Raw genomic sequence first — 22,483 nt, 5'->3', positions numbered from 1 at the left:
AGCTTTACTGATGATTCGCTGAGATTACAAATACACAATCAGGAGGGATCGTCGTGGCTTTATTACAATTAAAATCTGTCGGGCAAACTTACTTTTCAAAAACGTCTGCCACAACGGCCTTAGAAGATATTTCGCTTTCTGTACAAGAAGGCGAGTTTATATCCTTACTGGGACCAAGCGGGTGCGGTAAATCTACACTTCTATCTATGATCGCTGGTCTGTTAACACCAACGGTCGGATCGGTAATGGTAAATAATCAAAAAATTACTTCTCCGCACCCAAAAATCGGTTACATGCTACAACAAGACTATCTGTTTCCATGGAAAACGATTCAGGATAACATAACGCTTGGTTTAAAACTGCGGAATCAGCATTCCTTAGAAAACGTTCAATCCGCTATACGACTTCTTAAAGAGATCGGGCTTGATCATACATTAACAAAATTCCCTTCAGAGCTTTCTGGAGGTATGAGACAGAGGGTGGCGCTCGTTCGCACACTCGCTACACAGCCTAAGATTCTCTTGCTCGATGAGCCCTTCTCAGCACTCGATTACCAAACAAAGTTAAAGCTTGAAGATCTCGTATCCTCAACTCTAAGAGAACATGGAAAAACAGCTATCTTAGTTACACATGATATCGGCGAGGCTATTGCGATGAGTGATACTGTTATCTTATTATCAACAAATCCTGGACGTATTTTCAGAACGTTTAAAATGCCAGAAACACTAAGGAATCTCCCTCCCTTTGAAGCTCGTCAGCATCCAGACTTTTCAGCAACCTTTCAGCAAATATGGGAGGAGTTGGAGCACATTGAACAAAACGATAAAGAGTAAGATTCACCACGAGTATCTTGAATCGATAAAAAAAGAAAATAGAAATATACGTCTTGTTCAACTATTTATTTTTATCAGCTTTTTCTTGTTATGGGAAGTTGCCTCTCTACGAGGTTGGATCAATCCTTTACTGTTTAGTTCACCAACGAAGATAGGGTCTCTTTTTATAGAAAAGGTTAGTGATGGATCACTTTATATTCACGTAATATTCACTCTAGGCGAGACCATATTAGGATTTATATTAGGTACACTGCTTGGGACTTTACTTGCAGCCCTGCTTTGGTGGTCTCCATTTCTATCTAAAGTCCTTGATCCCTATCTTGTTGTTTTAAACGCCATGCCTAAAGTAGCGTTAGGTCCAATATTAATCGTTGCGATCGGCCCGAACTTCGGTTCAATCATCGCTATGGGAATTTTAATCTCGATCATCATTACGACCCTCGTCGTTTATACGGCGTTTCAAAATGTGGACCCTAACTATATTAAAGTGGTCCGATCTTTTGGAGGAAATAAAAAACAGTGCTTTAAGGAGGTAATCCTTCCAGCCTGTTTTCCGAATATCATATCATCTTTAAAAGTAAATGTGGGGTTGTCATGGGTAGGTGTTATCGTAGGTGAATTCCTTGTCTCAAAACAAGGCTTAGGGTACATGATTATCTACGGATTCCAAGTCTTTAACTTCACACTCGTGCTGATGAGTCTCTTGATCATTGCCGTTATGGCTACCATCATGTATCAAGGAGTCGAATGGCTTGAGCGAAAACTTATTAAACACCGAATATGAGCTAACAATCTAGGCCAGGGAATGCAGAAGGGCGTATTTCATACTCTCCTTTAGCACCTGGTCTTTCATCATAAAACTGAACGCCTTATCAGTGGATACATCTTCAGGTAACTCACTCATCAAGACTGGCCCGTTCGTTTCAAAATAACGATGTTTTAAAAGAATCTTATCCACAGTCGCAACATAAATATTCTTAATGATCTTTCCGCCTTTACCATCGACAAAGTACTGACCAATATACTTAAGATCGGATACTCTTCCACCCGTTTCTTCAAAAACTTCCCGAACTGCTGCTTCGTCTGCGGTTTCTCCTGGTTCTACTTTTCCACCTGGAAATTCAATTCCACGTCTCGGATGTTCTGTCAGCAACCATTGATCTTTAAATTTACACAAACACCACACATGTTTAGGCGTATCCGAAAAGGGGTGGTCTGAAAACGACAATTGTACAGTGTTGTTATAAAAATCTTTAAATGTAATTATATCCATCACACTACTCCATCTCGACTGTTTCCTTTATTGTAAAGTTCACAACATTTAAAGTCCATTTGTTTTAATTGCTACTCTTTAAACGTAAGCTTCTAAAGAGCTATAAACTTCCTCTTTCTATTATGTAACAATCCTAGTCTATTCAATCTAATCGTAAAAAAACATGGGTGGTAAAACCCATGTTTAATCTACTGATGCAAATGTAATAATCCATTTCCCGTTCATATACTCAAACCCTAATGTAATTTCATAAGAACCATAAAGATCAGACTCATTTTTTTGGTGAACTCTATAAGAATGATCTGAAAGCTGTTTGATAATTACAGGTTCACTTTCTTCTAACCATGGTGGAAGTTCAGTTGGAATTATATACAAGGAACTTTCTCGTTCCTCAAATAATCCATCCGTATAATAAGCAGCTAGATCTTTAGACACAAAATTCGTTAAGTATGTTATATATTCTTCTTTATTAGAATAATTTAAAACCCTATAGTTTTCATCCGTTTCTTGCTTAAGTGCTTCAATAAAGAGATTCGCCTGTTTCTTCGCGATATCCTCCGTAAATGCAGGTGCAGTTTGTTTTTCTTTCGTTTCTTCAGCCGTTACTGGCTGAGTGATAATCTTGTCCGAGGCACCGGACTTCTCTTGAACGTTTTCAGGAATGTTAGGGACAATGATGAATGATAGCATAACAGCCAAACATAGTGCTAGAAAAGCTTTCATGATAGTTCACCGCCTGACATTGTTTTCTTACTATAATCTATTCACTGATTTCGGAATTCTAAACCCTTTTTAAGCAAAAGATGAAAGTGCTACCATAAATAATCTCATGAACCTCACTAACTTGCTCTTTTATATTTTTTACTTTTCTTGCCGATCTCATACAATCCTGTGGCGGCTAAGCCCGCGATTCCTCCAGACCATAACCGTAGTTCTACATTCATCTCTGTAACAGGGGCAGCTAACAATCCAATCATCAATCCCATAAAAAAACTAGTAATGGGTATATATTTTTTCGGAATCGGGAAAGTACGTTTTAAGAGCTCCATCATAGCTGTCACTAAAGGAGCTAATAGTGATGAAAACATGAGTACTTGCTCCAACAGGACCACCCCCCTTTTCATTAGCACGACCTTCCTTTAGTAACTTAAAGATTCAAGCTTCATAACTTATTTCCTGCCAAAATAAAAAATTACTTTTTGTCCTAAGCGTTATATAACAGATCGCATAAAATAAAGTGCCATGATTTTTTTCGGTTATTTTATTGAATTGAGTCAATACTATTGGTAACGAAAGGCAAGACAGGAGTGAGTTTTATGGTAAAAGGCGATGATCTTTTTTTAATACGCTTAGAAGCAAATGAAATTTCTTGGTGGGAGTATGCTAGAAATGTCTCACCAGTTTCCAGACCAAAACAATATTTAACGTATTGGTCATTCTTAAAAAACAGAGGTAAATTACCTAGAAGATTAGTAAAAGAAGCTGAATGGCGTATGGAAGCCAGAAGAAAAGGATTATTAGATACTTAACGTAAAAAGCAAAAGACCCTTGAGAAAAGGCCTTTTGCTTTATTTTTTAATTATGTAATTTTTTTAAGAGTCCGTTCAGTCTTCTTACTTTTGATTCATAATCTGGCTTGAGCTCGTATTCTAGATCTTTCAGCTCAGAATCAACAACTTCATATGCATACCCTTGACTCAACAGTGCTTCAATTAACAATTCTTTTTCATCATCGGTAAGGTTTATCCTCAATTTATCCAATTGTTAATCCCCCTCTCATTCATAAATCCATTATAACGTGAGGGTTCTATGCTTATCCTTACTAAAAATTTGGAAATTTTGCAATTCAGTATTTAACTCGTGATAACCACCCAAGCGATAGCACCTAAAATGATTAGGATATTTGTAAAAACATCTATGATTCTGTTATCTTTTTTAAGCTGGCTTTTAGTGAAAAACAGTAAAAGTGTTAGGAAAAAAATTGTTGCAAAATAAAAACCAATCGCTGACCATGAAAAGAATAATAAGTGCTGATCCAATGATATCCCCCCTAAATGATTTCATAAACCGAAGGATAATGTCGTAAGGTAGCTGGCTGGCATATTTGGAAAATGAAGCCCCTTTAGCTTTGCGTCCTCACTTTTCAATGAGTTTGCCTTTATCAAACGATTTATGGCAATATGTCTTAGCCATTTTTTTGGATAAATCCCACAAGACATTCTTCCTATTTTATAGGTATATTATATCAGAAAATAGTTAAGAGGACTCATTATTTTTTTACTATTTAAACGATTTAGCTTATATGATTTTCTTGATCAATGAATTGAGCATTCTTCCATTCTAACTCTAGTTCACTTAATGTAAAATCAGTTAGATACCTATGGTCTTCATACCCATACAAACCTCTATGAATTAGATGCTGGATGAGTCGTTGTTTACGTCCTTCAACCGCTCGACGCAGTTGTCCTTTCTGCGAATCCATATAAAATCTTCTCCTTTTTGTGAATCATGATTGTTATCCATTCTAACCACATAAAAGAAGATTCAAGCCTGCTAAGCAAACAAAAAAGTTCCTTATACAAAAAGGAACTTCACACGAGATTATTGCTAGTGTAAGACAGATTTACTCCATTGTTCATAAACCGAATTAGGGGCATTCCAGCATAGCCAGGAAACCATGGTTTTAATTCCATGTTGACTTACTTCCCAGTACTCCCAGCGTCGTTTGGAGAGATTTTCATAAATTCCTGTTTCATTCACCCAACCGTCCATATTAAACGCCTCCTATTCATCTGCTTTATAAAAAATTCTTTTTTCTTTCGTTATTTCCTCTTTTTTACGGTTTGTAAAACTTCGACAAAAGGAAACATAAATTTACATGAACCTGTTGTTATTGTACTAATAAATAATACATGTCATACATAACAAGGAGATATAAATGAAACTATGGGGATTACCAACTCTAGATCTAGCAAAAGAACTCTTAGGAATGAAGCTGATACATATCCATGAAGACGTTATAACATCGGGATACATCGTGGAAACTGAAGCCTATCTGGGCCCTGAAGATCGAGCTGCGCATTCCTATAACAATCGAAGAACAGCTAGAACAGAAGTGATGTACGGTGAAGCAGGTACAATTTACACCTATTTTATTTATGGGATGCATGTTTGCTTTAATATCGTTTCCAGACCCGTTAATAAACCTGAAGCCATACTAATTAGAGCACTGCAACCAATTGAAGGAATAGAAATAATGAAGGAAAGAAGAGCGAGCGTAAAGAATGATGTTCAGCTTACGAATGGTCCAGGTAAACTGAGCAAAGCAATGGGTTTCACATTGAATGATAATGGCAAGAAAATGAATGAGGAAAATATACGGATAGAAGAAGGAATTGAATTAGTTCCGAATGAAATAATCTCTGGCCCACGCATAGGTATACACTATGCCGAAGAAGCTGTTCATTATCCTTATCGGTTCTGGATAAAAAACAACCCTTACGTATCACGTTAATACGCAGGGTTGTTTTCTTTCTTCGTTGAAACCGTAACATCCTCTTCCTGCATGTAATCGACCTCAGTTGTCCGATTGGTATCTTGAATCCATGCTAGATGATGATACGTTTGTTTTTTTATAGCAACGTATTTTGCTTGCATAATGAACAACCAGAAAAGGATGAACAACGTTGTTTTCAATACATTTTCCGCAGTAAGGGCAGCCGCCTCGATCGGTAGAACATTCACTGTTATACTTGAAAGCAATCCAATCACAACAGCTCCCAAGATGAACAATGGCTGGTTCGTACGTAAAAATTTCAATCGATGCTGCAAGTAGTTCTGGATGGATAAACGTTCTTGAGCATTGAACTGGAGGTATCTGCTTTTAGCTGATTTGGCATTGGCCACTAAACCTTTAGATCGATCTTTCTTCCAAAGGGATTTCATAAATAGGGTGAATTCTATATCACTAGCGGGTTCGTTATTCATTTTTCTGTGAATAAAATTATGAGCTTGATAATAAGTAATTGCATTCTGTACAAGCCTTAGTAATACGTAGCCTGTGATGATCGTGAGTGAAAAGACAAACCAAAAAGAGTTCATTGCGCTCTCTGTTAACTCGATGATAGGATTTATAGCGGTTTGAATCTGTACCCATATGATCTTTGCTGCAAGCGTTAGTATCTCTAGCCATTTTTCCAAGAAGATCACTCCGAAATCTCATTAAGTATCTTCTTATTTTACCATGATTTTTCATTAGTGCTTACATTTATTTACTCAACATTTGTAAACTAGGGAAATCGGCATACAAAAAGGCCGCAGGTATATGTATACACCGCGACCTTTTGAAGTGATTATTTATGCACTAACTTCTTGTTCACGAGTCCCAAGATGTTTGTCTTCGCCTTTATCAACGATTACAGCACAAGCAGCATCACCAGTGATGTTAACAGCTGTTCTAAGCATATCAAGAAGTCTATCAACACCTAGGATTAAGGCAATACCCTCGACAGGTAATCCTACAGAGTTCAATACCATCGCTAACATGATCAATCCAACTCCAGGAACACCAGCTGTACCGATACTAGCAAGCACTGCCGTTAAAATAACAGTAAGCATCTGTGTTAAACCTAAGTTAACATCGTATACTTGAGCGATAAAAATCGTCGCAACACCTTGCATGATAGCTGTTCCATCCATGTTAATCGTTGCACCAAGCGGCTGCACAAAACCACTTATCGATTTTCGAACACCTAAATTTTCTTGAGCTGTTTTCATTGAGATTGGAAGTGTTGCATTTGAACTAGACGTACTAAATCCAACTGACATCGCAGGTGCAAAGCCTTTAAAGAACCAGAGCGGGCTCTTCTTTGCAAATAGAGCAATTGAACCACCATACGCGACAACAGAGTGGATGAATAAAGCTAAAATAACTACGCTCATGTATAAGCCCATCGCTTTGATGGCATCCATTCCTTGACTTCCTACCGCTGAAGCAATCAATGCAAAAGCACCATATGGAGCAAATTTCATAATCAAGTTTACAAGATACATCATAATGTCGTTACCTTGTTCAATTAAATCCATTATACCTTTTGTTTTGCTTCCCAACATCGTTAAAGCAAATCCTACAAATACGGAAAACGCGATAATTTGAAGCATGTTTCCTTCAGCCATCGATTGAATTGGATTAGTAGGAATAATGTTCAGCAACGTGTCCGTAACTGCTGGCGCTTCTTGTTGCTCGAACTTAGCACCTTCTGTTTTAAAGTCCCCTACACCTGGTTGAAAGATAAGCGCTAAAGCCATCGCGATCGTAATCGCAATTGTTGTAGTTCCTAAGAAGAACCCCACCGTTTTAGCACCCACTCTTCCAAGTTTCTTCGGATCACCTAACCCCGCAGTTCCAAGTACGATTGAGAAAAAAACAATTGGAACAACTAACATTTTAATAAGGTTTAAGAATAATGTCCCGACTGGCTTTAAAACGTATTTATCCAGTGTTGAAAAAGCATCTGGTACAGCTAGATTAAGAATTAATCCCGCGACAACCCCAAGTGCAAGTGCAATTAAAATTTTTGTAGATAATTTCATAATAAAGTACCCCCTTTGTTAAAATCTTCTCACTATTTAGTGTGCAGTACGTTGAAGAAATTTTATACTAATACATGCCCTATTTGTTGCATATAAAAACCCACCGAAAATAGAGAGGATTTTCCGTGGGAATACACCGCAACACATAGACTGAGCCCATGTATAGAGTTCTCTCTCCAAAAACGCTTACGAGGTTAGCTGTCGGATTAGGAAATTGAGAGTTGTCCCTTTTGTGTATGCACAAATTCATCCCTAGGCTTTATAAGCCATATCGTGGTTCCCCCGCTTCAAGATATTCTATGGAATAGAACGTCCGAATTCAGCGAATCATATATAATATGCTCTAATTTTATCAACATACATAAATTTTTGTCAAGAATACTCACTATGCTTATTTATTCCAATTAATTGTTTCATGATGAATGTTTTTCCATATTCTCACTTCTACCCCATAAGCATATAGAAAAAAACGAATTATATATAAGGTTCTATTTTTCAGGGAGGTATTGTAAATGAAAATCGTATTTTATGAAAAAGGTGAATTAAGTATAATCGTTGGAGCATCCAAATTAAAAGGTGAACTTACGATTGAACAAATAAAGAACGAAAGCGAAAAGAAAGCAAAAGAATTAGGTGAATTATTAGGAAGAGAAATCGGATTTTTAATCGATATGAACGGTAAATTAGATACTCAATTTAAAAAATAAGGCTGTTTAAAACATAATTTCTTTTGGAAGTATGGATTTCCGTTCCAGGCTGCTCGCTTTCCATGGGGCAGGTGTGAACCACATTCGTACGTGTCACTTTAAAGTGTCTCACCTTCCACTCCAATCAACAGTTATAGAGGTAAATTCAAAAAGATCTAAAAGCAACAATTCTTTAGAAAACAGCCAAAAATAAAAACCGGGATATCCCGGTTTTTTGTTTTTATACGTATGCGAGTGATAATTGTTCTTTATTCCTCTTCAATACCATTTCTGGACGCCCTTCATCCTGTATCTTTCCATTGTTCATCAGTATGATCCTGTCCCCTATGGCACGAGCATCCTCTTCGTCGTGAGTTACAAAAATAGAAGTGATCCCCGTACGTTTTAAAATTTCCTGTAACTCATCCCGAATCTGTAGTTGAAGCTTAGAATCGAGATTGCTAAATGGTTCATCAAACATGATCAAAGATGGATTTGGAGCCATAGCCCTAGCTAGTGCAACACGCTGCTGCTGTCCACCGCTCAATTCATAAGGATAACGAGAAGCATAGTCCTCCATTCCCACAATAGCCAATAATTCTTCCATGCGTGCTTGCTTCTGCTTACGATTCATTTTCGTTAAGCCAAATTTTATGTTCTTTTCAACCGTCATATGAGGGAACAAAGCATAATCTTGAAAAACCAAACCTACACCACGATTTTCCGGCTGAACAAAACGAAATGTATCATTCATGACAGCCTGATCTATGAGGATCGATCCTCTTGAAGGCACCTCTAGTCCTGCTATAAGACGAAGTAACGTACTTTTCCCGCTTCCGCTTTCTCCTAAGATCACCGAAACTTCTCCTTGATTAAAGTTTAAAGAAAGATTTTCGAACAAAGGGTTACGCGAATTTTTATAATGAAACGCTAAGTCTTTGATTTGAACAAACATTATTTTGGCTCCTTTTCTAAAACTCTGTGTAAAAAGAAGATGGAAAGTGCACTTATACAAATAATCACCATTGATGAAACAGAGGCTTCGTGAATACGTTCGTCACTTGCGTATTGAAATGTTTTGGTAGCTAGCGTATAAAAATTAAAAGGCTGAAGGATAAGAGTAAGAGGCAGCTCTTTTAATATATCTACAAAAACAAGGATAAAACCACCAGCAATAGCACCTTTAATCATCTTAATATCCACTTTAAAAAACGTCTTCGTTACCGACATACCTAATGTCCTCGAAGCTTCTGTGAAAACCGTTCCTACCTTATCAAAGCCTGATTCGATGGAGTTAAAACCAACTGCTAGAAAACGGACCACATAGGCAAAGATCAGCATACTAATACTTAAGCTCAGCACAAGAGTTGGCTCTAACCCTAACCATTCATATAACGTGAATACCTTCTCGTCTAGTGAGAGAAATAAGGTCAATACACCTATTGCAATTACAGCTCCAGGAATCGAATACCCTAAAACCGTTATTTTTGAAAAAAGCTTCCCCATCCATCCTTTTGATAGACGACTAAAGTTGGCGATAATTAGAGCGACGATAATGATAAGAACTGAACCTATAGAAGCAACAAAGACCGAGTTCCAAATCAAGTCAACAAAAGCAGTATTTAAAATAACGTCATAAGTCATATACACCCAATGTATAAGCTGAATGAAAGGAATTCCGAAAGCTAGAGCAAATAAAGAAATGAAAAAACTAAGCACAGCGAACTTTTTCCAACCTTTAAGTTCTTTAGGTTGTAACGGGCGGACTTTTGAAGTGGAATAGCTATACTGTTTCCTGCCCCTTATTACTCTTTCTAATATCAAGATCAAAACTACGATAAACATCAAAGTACCCGCTAACTTGATAGCCGAATAGATATCTCCCATCCCAAACCACGCTTGAAATATTGCTGTACTAAAGGTTTGAATACCAAAATACTTTACTACCCCGTAATCATTGAAGACTTCAAGAATGACCAAACTAACTCCACCAACGATCGCTGCACGTGACACAGGAAGGACGACTTGTATAAATGTCATGAACGATCCTTTTCCTAGCAACCGTGCATTCTCAATCAGTGATGATGACTGATTTTCTAAGAAACTTTTTGTGATGATATATACATATGGATATAGGAACATCGTAAAGATAAAAACAGCACCGGGTATGTTCATGATGTCAAAGAACTTTTGGTCCACTTTTATACCAAACTGGTTCCTTAGTGACGTCTGAATGACGCCTGTATAATTTAAAATACCATGGTACGTATAGGCCCCAATGTATGGTGGAATCGCAAGTGGGAGGATAAGACCCCACTTAAAGAACCGACGCATAGGAACTTTATAGGCGGAAACTAGCCATGCCGCACTTACACCGATCAGCACTGTGAAAAGACCAGTAAAACCAACGAGTGTCACGGAATTTACGATATAATTTTTCAACATGAATTCTTTAATGTGTTCCCAATTCTCATTACTCTCAGCGAATAACTGAACCATGATGAGCAAAGCCGGTAAAAGGATTAAAGTAGAAAAAATCACACTAAGCAAAGCCCAACTATTAAACTGTGATCTCATTTTTCGAATGAAATACAATATTTTCACCTTCTTTACTCATCAGCATTGTTCTTGTTGTTTGTTTTACATGGAATTAGCCGTATCACAAATCGTGATACGGCAAAATATTAACGTTTATTTCCAGCTGACTTCATTCATAATCTTAACAGCATCTGCATTGTTTTCACCTAACTCAGAAAGGTTAAGATCTTGTTCTTTAAACGGACCCCAAGACTTTAAAAGCTCTGAAGGCTCTACTTCTTTATTAACCGGATACTCGTAGTTGGCTTCAGCAAATACTTCTTGAACTTTTGGACTAGACAGATATTCCATTAATTCTATAGCATTCTCTTTGTTCTTAGCGTGTTTCGTAACACCTATACCACTAATATTGATGTGCGTTCCTGTTGTTTCTTGGTTAGGGAAGAACACACTTAGCTGTTTAGCAACTTTCACTTCTTCAGGATCTTCTGAGTTCAACATCTGACCAAAATAGTATGAGTTCATGATGGCAACATCACCTTCACCAGCAGCGATACCTTTCGCTTGGTCTTTGTCACCACCTTGTGGATCACGAGCCATGTTGTTAACGATCCCTTCTGCCCACTTCTTCGCTTCATCTTTTCCGTTTAATGAAATAAAGGATGATACTAATGATTGATTGTAAATATTTTCTGATGAACGGATCAGTACTTTACCTTTCCATTTGTCTTCAGTTAACGCTTCATAAGTAGATAGTTCTGATTTGTCTACTTTTTTCTGATCATATACGATAACACGTGCACGTTTTGTTAGACCGAACCATTGATTGTCTTTATCTCTTAAATTATCAGGAATATTCTTATTCAAAGTTTCGCTTTCTACACTTTGTAAGAGGTCTTTATCTTTTGCCCAGTGTAAACGTCCAGCATCAGATGTGAAGAAAAGGTCTCCTTTTGTTGCTTTCCCTTCTCTTGTAAGACGCTCGATCAACTCATCTTCTTTACCCTTAATAAGGTTGACTTTAATTCCTGTCTCTTTTGTAAAATCAGCAAAGATTTTATCATCAACTTCATAGTGACGACTTGTATATAGGTTTACTTCTTCTTTTTTTGTCTCATTATTATTCGAACTCGCACCCTCGTTTGATTTACCACAGCCTGCTAAGACTAAAGCAGCTAGTAGGACCATTGTAACAACCGTAAAAAGATTCTTTTTAAACATATGTCAGTTACTCCTTTTATGTATAAGTAATTGAAAACGATTATCAACTTCACTTTTAATTATAATGATAATCATTCTCAAGTCAACCGTTTTTTTTAATGTTTTTCTCTGGTGGATTGTTGTTCTCAAATCCTATTCTCCTTTAAGAGCTGATTGGAGTGAAAGATGCCAAGTATCAGGTTCGGACAAGCACGGAGGTAATACTTATAAAAAATGAAACTTACAAACGACGCTCACCGTTCGCCCTGAAGCCTGAAAACAACTACTTTCACAAAGGATGGTTCTATCCAAAAGAAGAAATTAAAAAAGAAATCAAAAAAATCTCTTAGAAGTATCTACTTCTAAGAGATCATTCCTGATTTAAAGGTTTCCACTGGTTATAAACCCAATTTCCTAATCTGTTATATCCCCTTCTATTAGGGTGTATAGAATCAGAAAAATACAGTTCTTTCTCAACGTTTTCATAGAGTTCAAAAGTAGAGATATACTTTGTAAGCGTGCTTTCTTTGCTCGCCTCAACGATTGCTTCATTCCATGTCTTAATACTCTCTGCAGCTGTGGGATCGTATTCTTTCCCAAAATAAGGATTATAAAGACCTAATACGTAAACCGGTGCAAACGAATTGTTTTCCCTCACCACTGTCAGTGTTTTAGTTAAATTGTTTCTTAGCTTTTCTTTTCCTAGCATTAATTTCTGCTGAGGCAACTGGCGAAAGTTCCAACCGGCAGCGTGACGAAAGTCATTTGTGCCTATAAAAACAAAGATATGATCTGCTTGTCTTAATGACTTGATCACGACTCCATTATCCAATTGTCTTAACAATTGGTCGGAACGCTGTCCACTGATCCCAAAATTATTAATGATTACATTTCTGCCTGTTTGCTGCTGAATATTTCGTTTAACGATCCCGATATAGCCTGTTTTGGATGGGTCACCAACTCCATACGTTAATGAGTCTCCAAGGGCAACGACCTTCAGAGTTTGTGTATCGCTCGCCCCTTCTGTTTCTCCATAAAATTGAAAGATAAGGAATAGTATGAGGGCTAGTCCTGTACCACCAATTAACCATCTTTTTGATACTTTCCGCACATCAAATCCTCGATTCTGTTACAAGTTATTGTTATATTACTTTTTACCATAACGAGGGAAAATATCAAGTAATGAATGTGTTAATTTGTTATTTCAAACGATAATCTTCAGATGTAAGTGATGTATCCTCCCAAAGATTTTCTTGATCGTATTGATATGAATCTTTTTTCACGAATGTATGAATCAACATAGCAACTCCTCCACACAATAGACTTGCGGGCACTAAGGTAATAAGAAAACCTATCATCTACATCCCTCCTGTACCAAACTATATGAGGGGCTATATATGTTTATGAAACGAATAAAATATTTTATTTCCTCTATATAAATAGAAAATAAGGGTATACAGGTAAAGAAGAATTTTAACGGAGGTGCCTTTGTGGGTTTTTTATTCACTTTACTTTATTTTGCCATCATAGGAATTGTGATTGAAATTAACGTTCTGTTATTCACGCTAACTGGTCTTAAAAAAGAAATCGCTCGCTTCCAGGTCATCTCAATGTTTACAGCCACTGGATTTACGACAGGAGAATCAGAGTTGATTCTGGAGCATCCGGTACGCAGACGTTTAAGTACGTTTCTCATTTTGTTCGGAGTTTTTTCATTAGCGGTTATCATTTCATCGATAAGCAGCATCTTATCAGATGAATTTCGTTCGATCGAACTTGGAATCATTATTTTAGTACTCATCAGTTTATATTTAATCTTAAGCGTACCTAAACTAAAAAAATACATGAAACGTTCTTTTGAGAGTCACATGGAAAAAAGCTATAACTTAGCAGATCTTCCTTTAAGAGATGTTATGTATTTTGAAGAGGATGATGTTGTAGTAGAAATTCCTATACATAAAGATTCAAAGATAATGGGGAAACAATTAAGAGACGTCATTCAAACAGAAGATGATCTAATTGTCTTATTTATAAAACGAGGAGATGTAACAGTACGAAAGGATAGTTATACGACAAAAATACAAGAAGGAGACATGTTGGTCCTATATGGTCACAAAAGTTGTCTACAAGAAAGATTTAAAAATGAAATGGATGAATTGAAATCAAAAAAAGAAGTAGAGGAATCTAAATAAGAAGTGATCTTTTTCATTTCTTATTTTTTTCGACTTTACCCCCTGAAAGCAAAATATATGAGCGAATAAAACTCTAGGTAGTAAAAAAGAACCTCTTTATGAAGAGATTCTCAATTAACCAACTTCTCTGACTGTATTAGGGACAAATGATAACAGTAAGGAAATAATATTATTAATTTGCTCTGGAGTTATATGTATACCATCATTTGCTAACAATTCTTCTTTTAATTTGATTATTGAATCCACTTCCTCAAGTCTTGCACCTGTCAAGCAATGGTCTATCGTGTTCAAAAGTTCCAACAACTGATTGTTTTTATTGGTTATGTAATATGTAGTATCCACCAACAACACCCCCTACGCTTACTATTATTATCGAAACTAAGGTCATTTTCCTACAAAAACAATTCGTCAAATGACGACATATCTTACTTTTTATGGATTTTACCCTATAATACCTATACATTTATGTCGAAGGAAGTCGAATAAACAGGGAATAAGTCCTATCCTCGTCTTAATGGTTAACTGTTTGCATTGAAAAGTTTACATTTAAAACTAAAATTACTTTAGTTAAATAACTTTGATAAGGAAGCAAAGGGAGACTCATTCACTTCAGACTTTGTTTTATAAACTAATTTTTCAGGCTCAAAAAGCTTTGATTCTAAAAAAGAAGTCGGGTTTTTTACAAATTTGATCTTTCTATATATCTTAGTGAGAATTCTAGCTGTATTCATGGCATCGTCTAGTGCTCTGTGTTTAGATCCTTCATAAACAAGTTCCATTGCCTGGAGTGCACGCGACAACCCATAACGGAATCCCTTTTCACTATCGTGGAGCATACTGAAATGAAATTGCAGATCGTTATGGTTGATGATCCAATCCGTATCTGCTTTATGAAAAGTTGAATCAGTAATGAGTGCCCACTTATCTTCTGGTCCCCAAGAACAAAGATAATATTCTTCTACGCCAATCCAGGATCTAAAATTTTCAATTGCCTCTGTATAAACAGGAGCAGAAATCAAATCTTTTTTTGTGATACCAGTCAGATTCGTAATTCGTGTATTCAACTTATCCATTTTTGGTTGAACGAATGATTGAAACGTATCCAAAATTTTAAGCTCACCATCAACTTCGATCATTCGAATGGCACCTATCTCAATAATCTCTGAGAGCCGGTTTGTCATTTCTAAATCATACACAATATACTGCATCCCATTCCACCTGCCCTTCCGCATTCATGCCTTTAAATGGATGTCTACCATATATTGTAGTTGATTTGTTAACAAAATGAAATAATCCTCCATGCATTCGACTGATAATGAGTTCTTTAATAAAAGCATTGCAAAATGCCCCCACGAGATGTAATCAACTACTTTGGAAACAACAAAAAAGCGATAACAGCTATATCCTTATTTTATGAAAATGAGGTATTTAAATGTCATTCTATTCTCAAAAGGATATAAGTTTCTTCATTTGCCAAAGTTTTCATTTTCAATTTTTATACTCTTTTGTTAACATTGGAAGTGTCTGTTAAACAATATGAATTACATAATGAGGGAGTATCATGAAAAAACTTATTACGCTATTGCTTATAATTGGGTTACTAACTGTAACAGCTTGTTCAAAGGATACGAAACAAAATGAACAAGGAACTTCTGAAACAAAAGCAGAGAAGGAAGAATCTACTGATAATTCCACATCTGAACCAGTAAAAGAAGATTCAGAAGCAACTGAGACAACTACTAAAGAAGATGACAACAGCAATGCCGAAGGTGAATCAGAAAATAGTGATAGTGAACAAACGGACTATCTAACTAGCGAGCATCAATTTGTTGCTAGTGAACTAACAAATTCTTCAGAAAAACAAATAAGCGACAGATGGGGTAAACCAACCCGCTCTGAAAAGATTCAGTTCCGCTACTCAGGTACGACTGAATTCGTTCCCGCTATCGTAAACTACTATCAGAATGATAAGTATGCGGTTACGTTTGTGGAAGGAAAAGCAGCTCGTCTTGTTTATTCTGTAATAGACGAAGAAATTATGTTTAATGATGAAGAAATGACAAGAGCTCTTGAACTTGCGGGTCTACCTGTAGACGTTGAAGAAACAACAGACACAGACACAGCTTATGTATACAACGACCTTGGTAATATATATGAAGTTACGATGTTTTCAAAAGGTGAATTCGTAGATTACTTATACATCATCTTAGATGAAGCATACAAATAGACTTCTTGTTGACAGCAACTCTCTTAAAATGAGGCGTTTATCTCCGTTTCTATGCTCATCCTACTTGCATAAAATGAGCTGAGGAGAGAAATCGGCTTCTCACATGCAAGAAGAGGAGTGAAATTATGTCGTCAAGAAAGTACTGTTCTGATAGCTTTACGCTTTACGTGGTACTATTCGTGCTGCTCATTATTGTCGGAGCCGTCTCGTTTAATGGAAACTGCTGCGTATATGCGTATCCATGTTCCTATGGATACGCAGCAAACGTACCAGTAAGTGGTTATTGGAACGTGTAAGAAAAACATAGACCGCCATTTTCTTTAAGAAGATGGCGGTCTTTTTTTATAGCTTTATAGCTTATCTCTCATACAATCTGCGATCGGTTCAACCTCAGAACCTACTACAACCTGTATATTTTGGTTATTAAGCTTAATCAGCCCTTTAGATCCTGCTCTCTTTAAACCTTCCTCATCAACTGCTGACAAATCTTTAATCTGAACTCGTAATCTAGTAATGCAGTTTTCAAGCAGCACGATATTGTCTTTTCCACCGAGTGCACTCAAGTACGCCGATGCTGCCGTTTCGTACCTTTCATTGGTTGTAGAAGTTGCTGCGGCTTCTGAAACTATAGATTCTTCATCTTCTCTGCCTGGTGTTTGCAAGTTCAGTTTTACAATTAGATAACGGAATATTCCATAGTATAAGACAAAATATACCGCTCCCATCGGAAGTAACAACCAACCATTCTGCGAGATCCCAATATTTAAGAAATAATCAATCGCACCAGCAGAAAACGTGAACCCGTGATGTATATCTAGTAATACTGCGACCGACATTGAAACAGCCGTTAATACAGCATGAATCACATACAATAAAGGAGATAGGAACATGAACGCAAATTCGATAGGTTCTGTGATACCAGTGACAAAGGAAGTGAGTGCTAAACTTCCTAACATCCCCGCAACTGCTTTCTTCCGATGTTTTTTTGCTGTATGAATCATTGCTAAACACGCAGCTGGTAGCCCGAACATCATCACAGGGAAAAATCCAGCCATATAGAAGCCTGCTTTAGGATCTTCAGCAAAGAATCTCCATAAGTCACCCGTAACTACCTTCCCATTTTCACCTGTGAATTCACCAAATACAAACCATAAGAAGCTGTTGAGTACATGATGAAGTCCAAGTGGAATTAATAAGCGGTTAAAGAAACCGAATATACCTGCACCGATCGCACCTGCACTTGTTATCCAAGTACCAACATTCTCTAACCCCATCTGAAGATATGGCCAGATGAATCCGAAGACTAGCGCTAAAAGTACCATCGTACCAGCAGTTACGATTGGAACAAATCGTTTACCTCCAAAGAAAGAAAGCCATTCTGGGAGTTTCGTATTATAAAATTTATTATATAAAAGTCCAGCTATAACCCCTGCTAGAATACCTCCTAAGACGGACATATCAAATTTCCCGTCATAATTCAAGTTTACTTCGGCAAATGTTTTGGCTCCTTCTGTTAATACAAAGTAACCGATTGCTCCTGCAAGTCCAGCAGCTCCACTCCCATCTCTAGATAATCCGACTGCAACGCCTATCGCAAATAAAAGTGCTAGATGACCAAAAATCGCGTTTCCTGAAGCAACTAAGAATGGTATGTCTAGTAAATCGTCTTGACCAAAACGTAGCAAAAGTCCAGCTGCAGGAAGAACTGCGATCGGAAGCATGAGCGCCCGACCGATCCGCTGTAAGAAACCTAACATAGTACCTACCCCTCTCACTTTTGAGTGAAATTACGTATCGCTTCTTTTAACTTTCCATTATGCTCATCTAGTTGCAGTTTAGCTTCATGTGGTGCGACGCCTGTCACAAGCTGAAAAATTGCCGCCTTTGTGTTGCCACCTTGTTCTTGCAAAGCCATTTCCGCTTCTTTTTCTGTTGCACCCGAAGCTTCGATAATAATATTTTTAGCTCGTTGTCTTAGTTTCTCATTCGTTGGTTGAACATCTACCATTAGATTGCTGTACACTTTACCCCATCTCACCATGCTGGCTGTACTGATCATGTTCAACACAAGTTTTTGAGCGGTACCAGCTTTCATTCGGGTAGAGCCTGTGACCACTTCTGGCCCCGTTATAACAGGAATGCTAATGTCCGCAAGTTTTTCCATCGGCGAATCCACAGAACAAACAAGAGCCGCCGTTAATGCTCCTTTTGTTTTGGCGTATTTCATCGCACCTAAGCAATATGGAGTTCTGCCAGAAGCCGCAATCGCAACAACAACATCTCTTTCTGTTACATTCAATGATTGAAGATCGGATTGACCTAACTCTGCATCATCTTCCGCTCCTTCGATCGCATGTTGTAAGGCATACTCACCGCCTGCAATTATCCCTACGACTAACTTTGGATCTGTGCCGTATGTGGGAGGACACTCTGAGGCATCTAACACACCTAACCGCCCACTAGTTCCAGCACCTATATAAATCAATCGACCTTCATTTTCAAAAGCTGTTACTACTTTTTCAACGACAGAACTGATTTCTTTTAAAACAGGAGTAATACGACTGGCTACTCCCAGATCGGCTTCGTGTATTTTTTGGATCACTTCTAAAGTTGTAAGTTCATCAATTGTTAACGTGTCAGGGTTTCTTTTTTCTGTAGCCAATTTGGTTAAGTCCATCTTGATCTCCTTTAAATGATTGATAGTTAACAAAACTTTATTTCACTTTTGAATTCAGCAGCACAAATCTCTTGCCGCTTGCAACTTTCTTCATCAGTGACAAGCTCTCTTCTTTTATACGTCCCGCTACATTCGTTTTTGTATCAGCAGGAATATCTTTTAAACAAATCTGAAGTTCACCCGCATACCTGCCATATAACTCGTTTTCAACCGTTATCGTTCCTTCATTAAATACATCTAACTCATGAGCTCCTGATCGAAAATGAGAAGGCTGATGCCTTGACTCAACGGACCGGATCACATACTCTGCAGCATCCATTCTATTCGTATGAACCATGTTGTCGTATGTCTCGTATCCTTTGTTTAAATCGGCATAAAGAGGGACTGTACCTTCCATTAAAAACTTTAATTCTTGCAACGTTTTGTTCGTAAGGTTCAAATCTCCTACACAGATTTTATCCGTATTCATTTCTTGAAGTTCTAACGCAGCAAGTGCAGGTGATACATGTCTGTGATTCTCAATTGTAGGAAGCCCTAAATGAAGAGGGCCGCGTAATTGTTCATCACCTTGAATAAATCCCATCGTCTTGATTCCATACCGATGAAACAGAGCATTTCTCTCATAAAGAGATTGCTTAGAGATACCTGTAAACGGTTTTGGATAAAAGTTGTGCCAAGCCTCTGTTTGATTCGGTTGAAGTCCCTCATCCATCAACTTCCTAAGCTCTTCTTCGTCAATGGTACTTGCATTCAGGCCAACTTTCAGGTGGTGAGACAGCCAAGCGATCTGCTTGGCTGTAAACCCATAATCCACCCTGATACCCGAAATGCCCCAGTCTTTTAGGGAAGGCAGTTCATTAAAAGATAAACCCAACCGCTCTAGAGAAGCTGGTGAAACATCAGCCATTACTTCCATATGAAACTTTTGAGCCGTTTTCCCTAACCATTTAACTTGTTTAACGTAATCCACGTCCTTCTCTTCAGGAATATGAAGAGAAGTAAAGATATATTGAAAGCCACTTTTAGCGGCTTTCTCCATCCAGTTTTTATTAAACGTGTCTGATTCACTCAGGTAAATCGAAATACCATAACACAAAACGTTCACTCCTGATTCGTTAGATGTCTTTTGCCATACTCTCTTTAAATCCAAACGTCCATGTGAATAAGAATCCGAAGAAATAAGCAATTACTAAACCTACTAGATAGAGAACCATTTCATTTGGCCAAACAAGGAATACTAACGGTATACCTGATACACCAATTGAAACCGTTGCTATCTTAAAGAACGCTTGAAACGCTCCACCAACTGCTGCTCCTAGACATGCTGTCAAGAACGGTCGCCCGAGCGGAAGGGTAACACCAAAGATTAATGGCTCACCTATTCCAAGCATACCTACAGGTAATCCACCTTTAATGACTTTACGAAGACGCTGGTTCTTTGTCTTAAAGTAGATCGCAAAGGCAGCACCAACTTGCCCTGCTCCACCCATTGCTAGAATCGGTAATAAAGGATCATCACCGATCGTGTTAATTAGCTCCATGTGCACTGGTGTTAACCCTTGATGCAATCCTGTTACGACCAATGGAAGGAATGTTCCTGCTAAGATAAGTCCAGAGAAAATACCGCCTACATCAAGAATATTTAATAGTCCTTTTGTGATAACATCTGAAAGAAAACCACCAACTGGCTGCAGGACATAAAGTGTTGCAAAGCCTGTAATCAGTAACGCTAAAGTCGGTGTAACAATAATATCAATAGCTGCTGGAACAAATTTACGAATTCTCTTTTCTAAAAAGACGATAAATATGGCAGCTAACATAACTCCTATTAAACCACCACGACCAACAACTAATGGATCACCAAAAAGTGTAATATTAGCTAGGTTCGGATTAATGATTAAGATTCCGGCAGCTCCTCCAAGTGCAGGGGTACCTCCAAATTCTTTTGCTGTGTTGATACCAACGAAGACGGCCAAGTAAGCAAACAATCCTCCACCGATAACACCCATCATCTGCATGAATGATGTGTCTTTATCTGCGCCATAGTTAATTGCCGCATTCGTGATTCCCATAATTAAACCAGAAGCAACAATAGCAGGAATCAGCGGAATAAAGATACTAGCGATCTTGCGCAAAAATTGTTTAAAAGGAGTTGCGTTTTTCTTGTTGATGGCATCCTTATTCATGCGTGCCATCTGTTCGAGGTCCATTGGATCCGTCTCATCAACAGATTGAATGTTCATACCTGTTTCTTCGCTCATCGCAAGCGTGACGCGATTAACGATGCCAGGTCCAACAATGATCTGCAGTGTATCATCTTCAACGACACCCAGCACACCATCTACTTCTTTAAGACCTTTTAGATCTGCCTTTGACGGGTCGTGTAGATTAACCCGAATTCTCGTCATACAGTGCATCAACGATTGGATGTTCGAAGAACCTCCAAGTTTTTCGATGATACCATGAGCCATTTGCTGCTCTTTCCCCATGCTTCTTCCCCCTTTTAGTAAACGCTTTCATTTTTATATAAAACGCTTTTTATCAGCGTTTCATATCGATCATAAATTTGTAGCGATCGCCTCGATACACCGAATGAACGAGCTCAAGTGGCCGTCCTGTCGTTAAATAAGTCTGTCTCTTAATAAGAAGAACGGCTGCGCCTTTTGTAATCTCGAGTATCTCGCTTTCTGCTTCACGCGAAATGGACGCTTCTAAACTTTGTGTCGCATAATCTATTACAAAGCCTGCATTCTCAACTTCAGAATACAAAGAACCTTCTTTTATATGTGATTCGTTTAATTCAAGAAGATCAACGGGAACATAAGTAGTCTCAAACGCCATCGGAATGTCATTTGCAAGGCGTACACGTTTAATCTCATAAATTTCTTGACCCTCTTCTATCTCAAGCGCTTTTGCTAATCTGTTTTCAGCGGTCGTTTTTTGGAAAGATATGAGTCTAGATGCGGGTTTATAGCCCCGTGACTTCATGTCTTCTGTAAAGCTTGTAAGGCCTAGAAGCTTCTGCTCTATTTTCTTTGCAGAAACAAACGTACCTTTTCCTTTTCGGCGGGTTAAATAGCCATCATTCACAAGATTATTGATAGCCTGCCGGACTGTCATGCGGCTTACTTCATAGTTTAGAGAAAATTCTCTTTCAGAAGGTATCATGGTTTCAGCTTCCCATTCACCCTTATCAATCTTTTGTTTGATCGCTTCTTCGATCTGAAAGTAAAGTGGCATTGGTGATGTTTTATCAATCATAAAA

29 protein-coding genes and 2 riboswitches are annotated in these 22,483 nt (G+C 37.8%); of the genes, 8 read left to right on the top strand and 21 right to left on the bottom strand.

Annotated elements, in window-relative coordinates; all coding sequences use genetic code 11:
- Positions 1–53: 53 nt before the first annotated feature.
- Together IHV11_RS02610 and IHV11_RS02605 are read left to right on the top strand one after the other, a co-directional pair.
- Complete coding sequence (locus IHV11_RS02610) at positions 54–833, top strand: ABC transporter ATP-binding protein (RefSeq protein WP_197193608.1); 780 nt, start codon at positions 54–56, stop codon at positions 831–833.
- A complete protein-coding gene (locus IHV11_RS02605) occupies positions 811–1,617 on the top strand; it encodes an ABC transporter permease (RefSeq protein ID WP_197193607.1) in 807 nt (268 codons plus the stop codon). Before IHV11_RS02610 ends, IHV11_RS02605 begins: the two co-directional genes overlap by 23 nt.
- A 9-nt stretch (positions 1,618–1,626) precedes the next feature.
- Here IHV11_RS02605 and ytkD read toward each other — a convergent pair whose 3' ends face one another.
- The 3 genes from ytkD to IHV11_RS02590 form a co-directional block, all read right to left on the bottom strand.
- Positions 1,627–2,106: an RNA deprotection pyrophosphohydrolase gene (ytkD, locus tag IHV11_RS02600; RefSeq protein WP_231618436.1), complete on the bottom strand. Its 480-nt coding sequence runs from the start codon at positions 2,104–2,106 to the stop codon at positions 1,627–1,629.
- A 183-nt stretch (positions 2,107–2,289) separates the two neighbouring features.
- Positions 2,290–2,829, bottom strand: coding sequence for a hypothetical protein (locus IHV11_RS02595; RefSeq protein ID WP_197193606.1), 540 nt, complete (start codon positions 2,827–2,829; stop codon positions 2,290–2,292).
- A gap of 116 nt (positions 2,830–2,945) precedes the next feature.
- Positions 2,946–3,209, bottom strand: coding sequence for a holin (locus IHV11_RS02590; protein ID WP_197131834.1), 264 nt, complete (start codon positions 3,207–3,209; stop codon positions 2,946–2,948).
- A 213-nt stretch (positions 3,210–3,422) separates the two neighbouring features.
- Between IHV11_RS02590 and IHV11_RS02585 the strand changes: the two genes are divergently transcribed.
- Positions 3,423–3,635 (top strand): hypothetical protein, encoded by a 213-nt coding sequence (locus IHV11_RS02585; RefSeq protein ID WP_137788569.1) that lies wholly within the window; start codon positions 3,423–3,425, stop codon positions 3,633–3,635.
- A 46-nt stretch (positions 3,636–3,681) separates the two neighbouring features.
- On the opposite strand, the gene abbA is transcribed toward IHV11_RS02585, so the two are convergent.
- The 4 genes from abbA to IHV11_RS02565 form a co-directional block, all read right to left on the bottom strand.
- On the bottom strand, positions 3,682–3,867 hold the full coding sequence (gene abbA, locus IHV11_RS02580) for an antirepressor AbbA (protein ID WP_197131837.1): 186 nt from the start codon (positions 3,865–3,867) through the stop codon (positions 3,682–3,684).
- A 92-nt stretch (positions 3,868–3,959) separates the two neighbouring features.
- Positions 3,960–4,145, bottom strand: coding sequence for a hypothetical protein (locus IHV11_RS02575; RefSeq protein ID WP_197131840.1), 186 nt, complete (start codon positions 4,143–4,145; stop codon positions 3,960–3,962).
- A gap of 44 nt (positions 4,146–4,189) precedes the next feature.
- Positions 4,190–4,273: riboswitch (cyclic di-GMP riboswitch) on the bottom strand.
- A gap of 126 nt (positions 4,274–4,399) precedes the next feature.
- On the bottom strand, positions 4,400–4,588 hold the full coding sequence (gene fbpA, locus IHV11_RS02570) for a Fur-regulated basic protein FbpA (protein WP_197131841.1): 189 nt from the start codon (positions 4,586–4,588) through the stop codon (positions 4,400–4,402).
- A 125-nt stretch (positions 4,589–4,713) separates the two neighbouring features.
- Positions 4,714–4,878, bottom strand: coding sequence for a hypothetical protein (locus tag IHV11_RS02565; protein WP_153237601.1), 165 nt, complete (start codon positions 4,876–4,878; stop codon positions 4,714–4,716).
- 166 nt (positions 4,879–5,044) lie between these two features.
- Here IHV11_RS02565 and IHV11_RS02560 point away from each other — a divergent pair, with 166 nt between their 5' ends.
- Positions 5,045–5,620 (top strand): DNA-3-methyladenine glycosylase, encoded by a 576-nt coding sequence (locus IHV11_RS02560; RefSeq protein ID WP_197193605.1) that lies wholly within the window; start codon positions 5,045–5,047, stop codon positions 5,618–5,620.
- Here the strand turns inward: IHV11_RS02560 and IHV11_RS02555 are convergent.
- Both IHV11_RS02555 and IHV11_RS02550 read right to left on the bottom strand, forming a co-directional pair.
- On the bottom strand, positions 5,617–6,306 hold the full coding sequence (locus tag IHV11_RS02555; RefSeq protein WP_197193604.1) for a hypothetical protein: 690 nt from the start codon (positions 6,304–6,306) through the stop codon (positions 5,617–5,619). The genes IHV11_RS02560 and IHV11_RS02555 overlap by 4 nt on opposite strands.
- A 156-nt stretch (positions 6,307–6,462) precedes the next feature.
- Positions 6,463–7,698 carry a dicarboxylate/amino acid:cation symporter gene (locus IHV11_RS02550; protein WP_197131851.1) on the bottom strand — a complete coding sequence of 412 codons (1,236 nt, stop codon included), beginning with the start codon at positions 7,696–7,698 and terminating at the stop codon, positions 6,463–6,465.
- Positions 7,699–7,866: 168 nt separating this feature from the next.
- Positions 7,867–8,033: riboswitch (cyclic di-AMP (ydaO/yuaA leader) on the bottom strand.
- A gap of 177 nt (positions 8,034–8,210) precedes the next feature.
- Between IHV11_RS02550 and IHV11_RS02545 the strand changes: the two genes are divergently transcribed.
- Positions 8,211–8,405, top strand: a complete 195-nt coding sequence (locus tag IHV11_RS02545; RefSeq protein ID WP_144698448.1) for a hypothetical protein — start codon at positions 8,211–8,213, stop codon at positions 8,403–8,405.
- A gap of 220 nt (positions 8,406–8,625) precedes the next feature.
- Here the strand turns inward: IHV11_RS02545 and IHV11_RS02540 are convergent, their stop codons facing one another.
- The 5 genes from IHV11_RS02540 to IHV11_RS02520 form a co-directional block, all read right to left on the bottom strand.
- Positions 8,626–9,339 carry an ABC transporter ATP-binding protein gene (locus tag IHV11_RS02540; protein WP_197193603.1) on the bottom strand — a complete coding sequence of 238 codons (714 nt, stop codon included), beginning with the start codon at positions 9,337–9,339 and terminating at the stop codon, positions 8,626–8,628.
- Positions 9,339–10,961, bottom strand: a complete 1,623-nt coding sequence (locus tag IHV11_RS02535) for an ABC transporter permease (RefSeq protein WP_197194899.1) — start codon at positions 10,959–10,961, stop codon at positions 9,339–9,341. The genes IHV11_RS02540 and IHV11_RS02535 overlap by 1 nt, the downstream gene beginning before the upstream one ends.
- Positions 10,962–11,075: 114 nt before the next feature.
- The gene (locus IHV11_RS02530; protein ID WP_197189632.1) at positions 11,076–12,143 is read right to left on the bottom strand and encodes a Fe(3+) ABC transporter substrate-binding protein; all 1,068 of its coding nucleotides are present in this window, start codon (positions 12,141–12,143) and stop codon (positions 11,076–11,078) included.
- A gap of 349 nt (positions 12,144–12,492) precedes the next feature.
- The gene (locus tag IHV11_RS02525; RefSeq protein ID WP_197131860.1) at positions 12,493–13,233 is read right to left on the bottom strand and encodes a GDSL-type esterase/lipase family protein; all 741 of its coding nucleotides are present in this window, start codon (positions 13,231–13,233) and stop codon (positions 12,493–12,495) included.
- Positions 13,234–13,321: 88 nt separating this feature from the next.
- On the bottom strand, positions 13,322–13,480 hold the full coding sequence (locus IHV11_RS02520) for a hypothetical protein (protein ID WP_197131862.1): 159 nt from the start codon (positions 13,478–13,480) through the stop codon (positions 13,322–13,324).
- 132 nt (positions 13,481–13,612) lie between these two features.
- On the opposite strand from IHV11_RS02520, the gene IHV11_RS21445 reads away from it, so the two are divergent.
- On the top strand, positions 13,613–14,314 hold the full coding sequence (locus tag IHV11_RS21445) for a TrkA C-terminal domain-containing protein (protein ID WP_197193602.1): 702 nt from the start codon (positions 13,613–13,615) through the stop codon (positions 14,312–14,314).
- A 114-nt stretch (positions 14,315–14,428) separates the two neighbouring features.
- On the opposite strand, the gene IHV11_RS02510 is transcribed toward IHV11_RS21445, so the two are convergent.
- Positions 14,429–14,656, bottom strand: a complete 228-nt coding sequence (locus IHV11_RS02510) for a hypothetical protein (protein ID WP_197131866.1) — start codon at positions 14,654–14,656, stop codon at positions 14,429–14,431.
- Between the two features lie 221 nt (positions 14,657–14,877).
- The gene (locus tag IHV11_RS02505) at positions 14,878–15,522 is read right to left on the bottom strand and encodes a 3'-5' exonuclease (protein ID WP_197193601.1); all 645 of its coding nucleotides are present in this window, start codon (positions 15,520–15,522) and stop codon (positions 14,878–14,880) included.
- Positions 15,523–15,875: 353 nt separating this feature from the next.
- Here IHV11_RS02505 and IHV11_RS02500 point away from each other — a divergent pair, with 353 nt between their 5' ends.
- Both IHV11_RS02500 and IHV11_RS02495 read left to right on the top strand, forming a co-directional pair.
- Positions 15,876–16,541 (top strand): hypothetical protein, encoded by a 666-nt coding sequence (locus IHV11_RS02500; protein ID WP_197193600.1) that lies wholly within the window; start codon positions 15,876–15,878, stop codon positions 16,539–16,541.
- Between the two features lie 125 nt (positions 16,542–16,666).
- Complete coding sequence (locus IHV11_RS02495) at positions 16,667–16,837, top strand: YjcZ family sporulation protein (protein WP_144698432.1); 171 nt, start codon at positions 16,667–16,669, stop codon at positions 16,835–16,837.
- A 54-nt stretch (positions 16,838–16,891) separates the two neighbouring features.
- On the opposite strand, the gene nagE is transcribed toward IHV11_RS02495, so the two are convergent.
- Genes nagE through IHV11_RS02470 form a run of 5 tightly spaced genes read right to left on the bottom strand, consistent with a single transcriptional unit; the run spans position 16,892 to position 22,479 of the window.
- Entirely contained in the window at positions 16,892–18,298 is a 1,407-nt protein-coding gene (gene nagE, locus IHV11_RS02490; protein WP_197131871.1) for an N-acetylglucosamine-specific PTS transporter subunit IIBC, read from the bottom strand.
- A 14-nt stretch (positions 18,299–18,312) separates the two neighbouring features.
- The gene (murQ, locus tag IHV11_RS02485) at positions 18,313–19,218 is read right to left on the bottom strand and encodes an N-acetylmuramic acid 6-phosphate etherase (RefSeq protein WP_197193599.1); all 906 of its coding nucleotides are present in this window, start codon (positions 19,216–19,218) and stop codon (positions 18,313–18,315) included.
- Between the two features lie 37 nt (positions 19,219–19,255).
- Positions 19,256–20,314 carry a DUF871 domain-containing protein gene (locus IHV11_RS02480; protein WP_197193598.1) on the bottom strand — a complete coding sequence of 353 codons (1,059 nt, stop codon included), beginning with the start codon at positions 20,312–20,314 and terminating at the stop codon, positions 19,256–19,258.
- A gap of 19 nt (positions 20,315–20,333) precedes the next feature.
- Positions 20,334–21,707: a PTS transporter subunit EIIC gene (locus tag IHV11_RS02475; protein WP_197193597.1), complete on the bottom strand. Its 1,374-nt coding sequence runs from the start codon at positions 21,705–21,707 to the stop codon at positions 20,334–20,336.
- Between the two features lie 52 nt (positions 21,708–21,759).
- Complete coding sequence (locus IHV11_RS02470; RefSeq protein WP_197189641.1) at positions 21,760–22,479, bottom strand: GntR family transcriptional regulator; 720 nt, start codon at positions 22,477–22,479, stop codon at positions 21,760–21,762.
- Between the last annotated feature and the right edge of the window lie 4 nt (positions 22,480–22,483).

Origin of the sequence: Fictibacillus sp. 26RED30 (assembly GCF_015903845.1) — a bacterium.
In the GTDB taxonomy this organism is placed as follows: Bacteria; Bacillota; Bacilli; order Bacillales; family Fictibacillaceae; genus Fictibacillus; species Fictibacillus phosphorivorans.
This window is presented reverse-complemented; position numbering and strand designations above follow the sequence as displayed.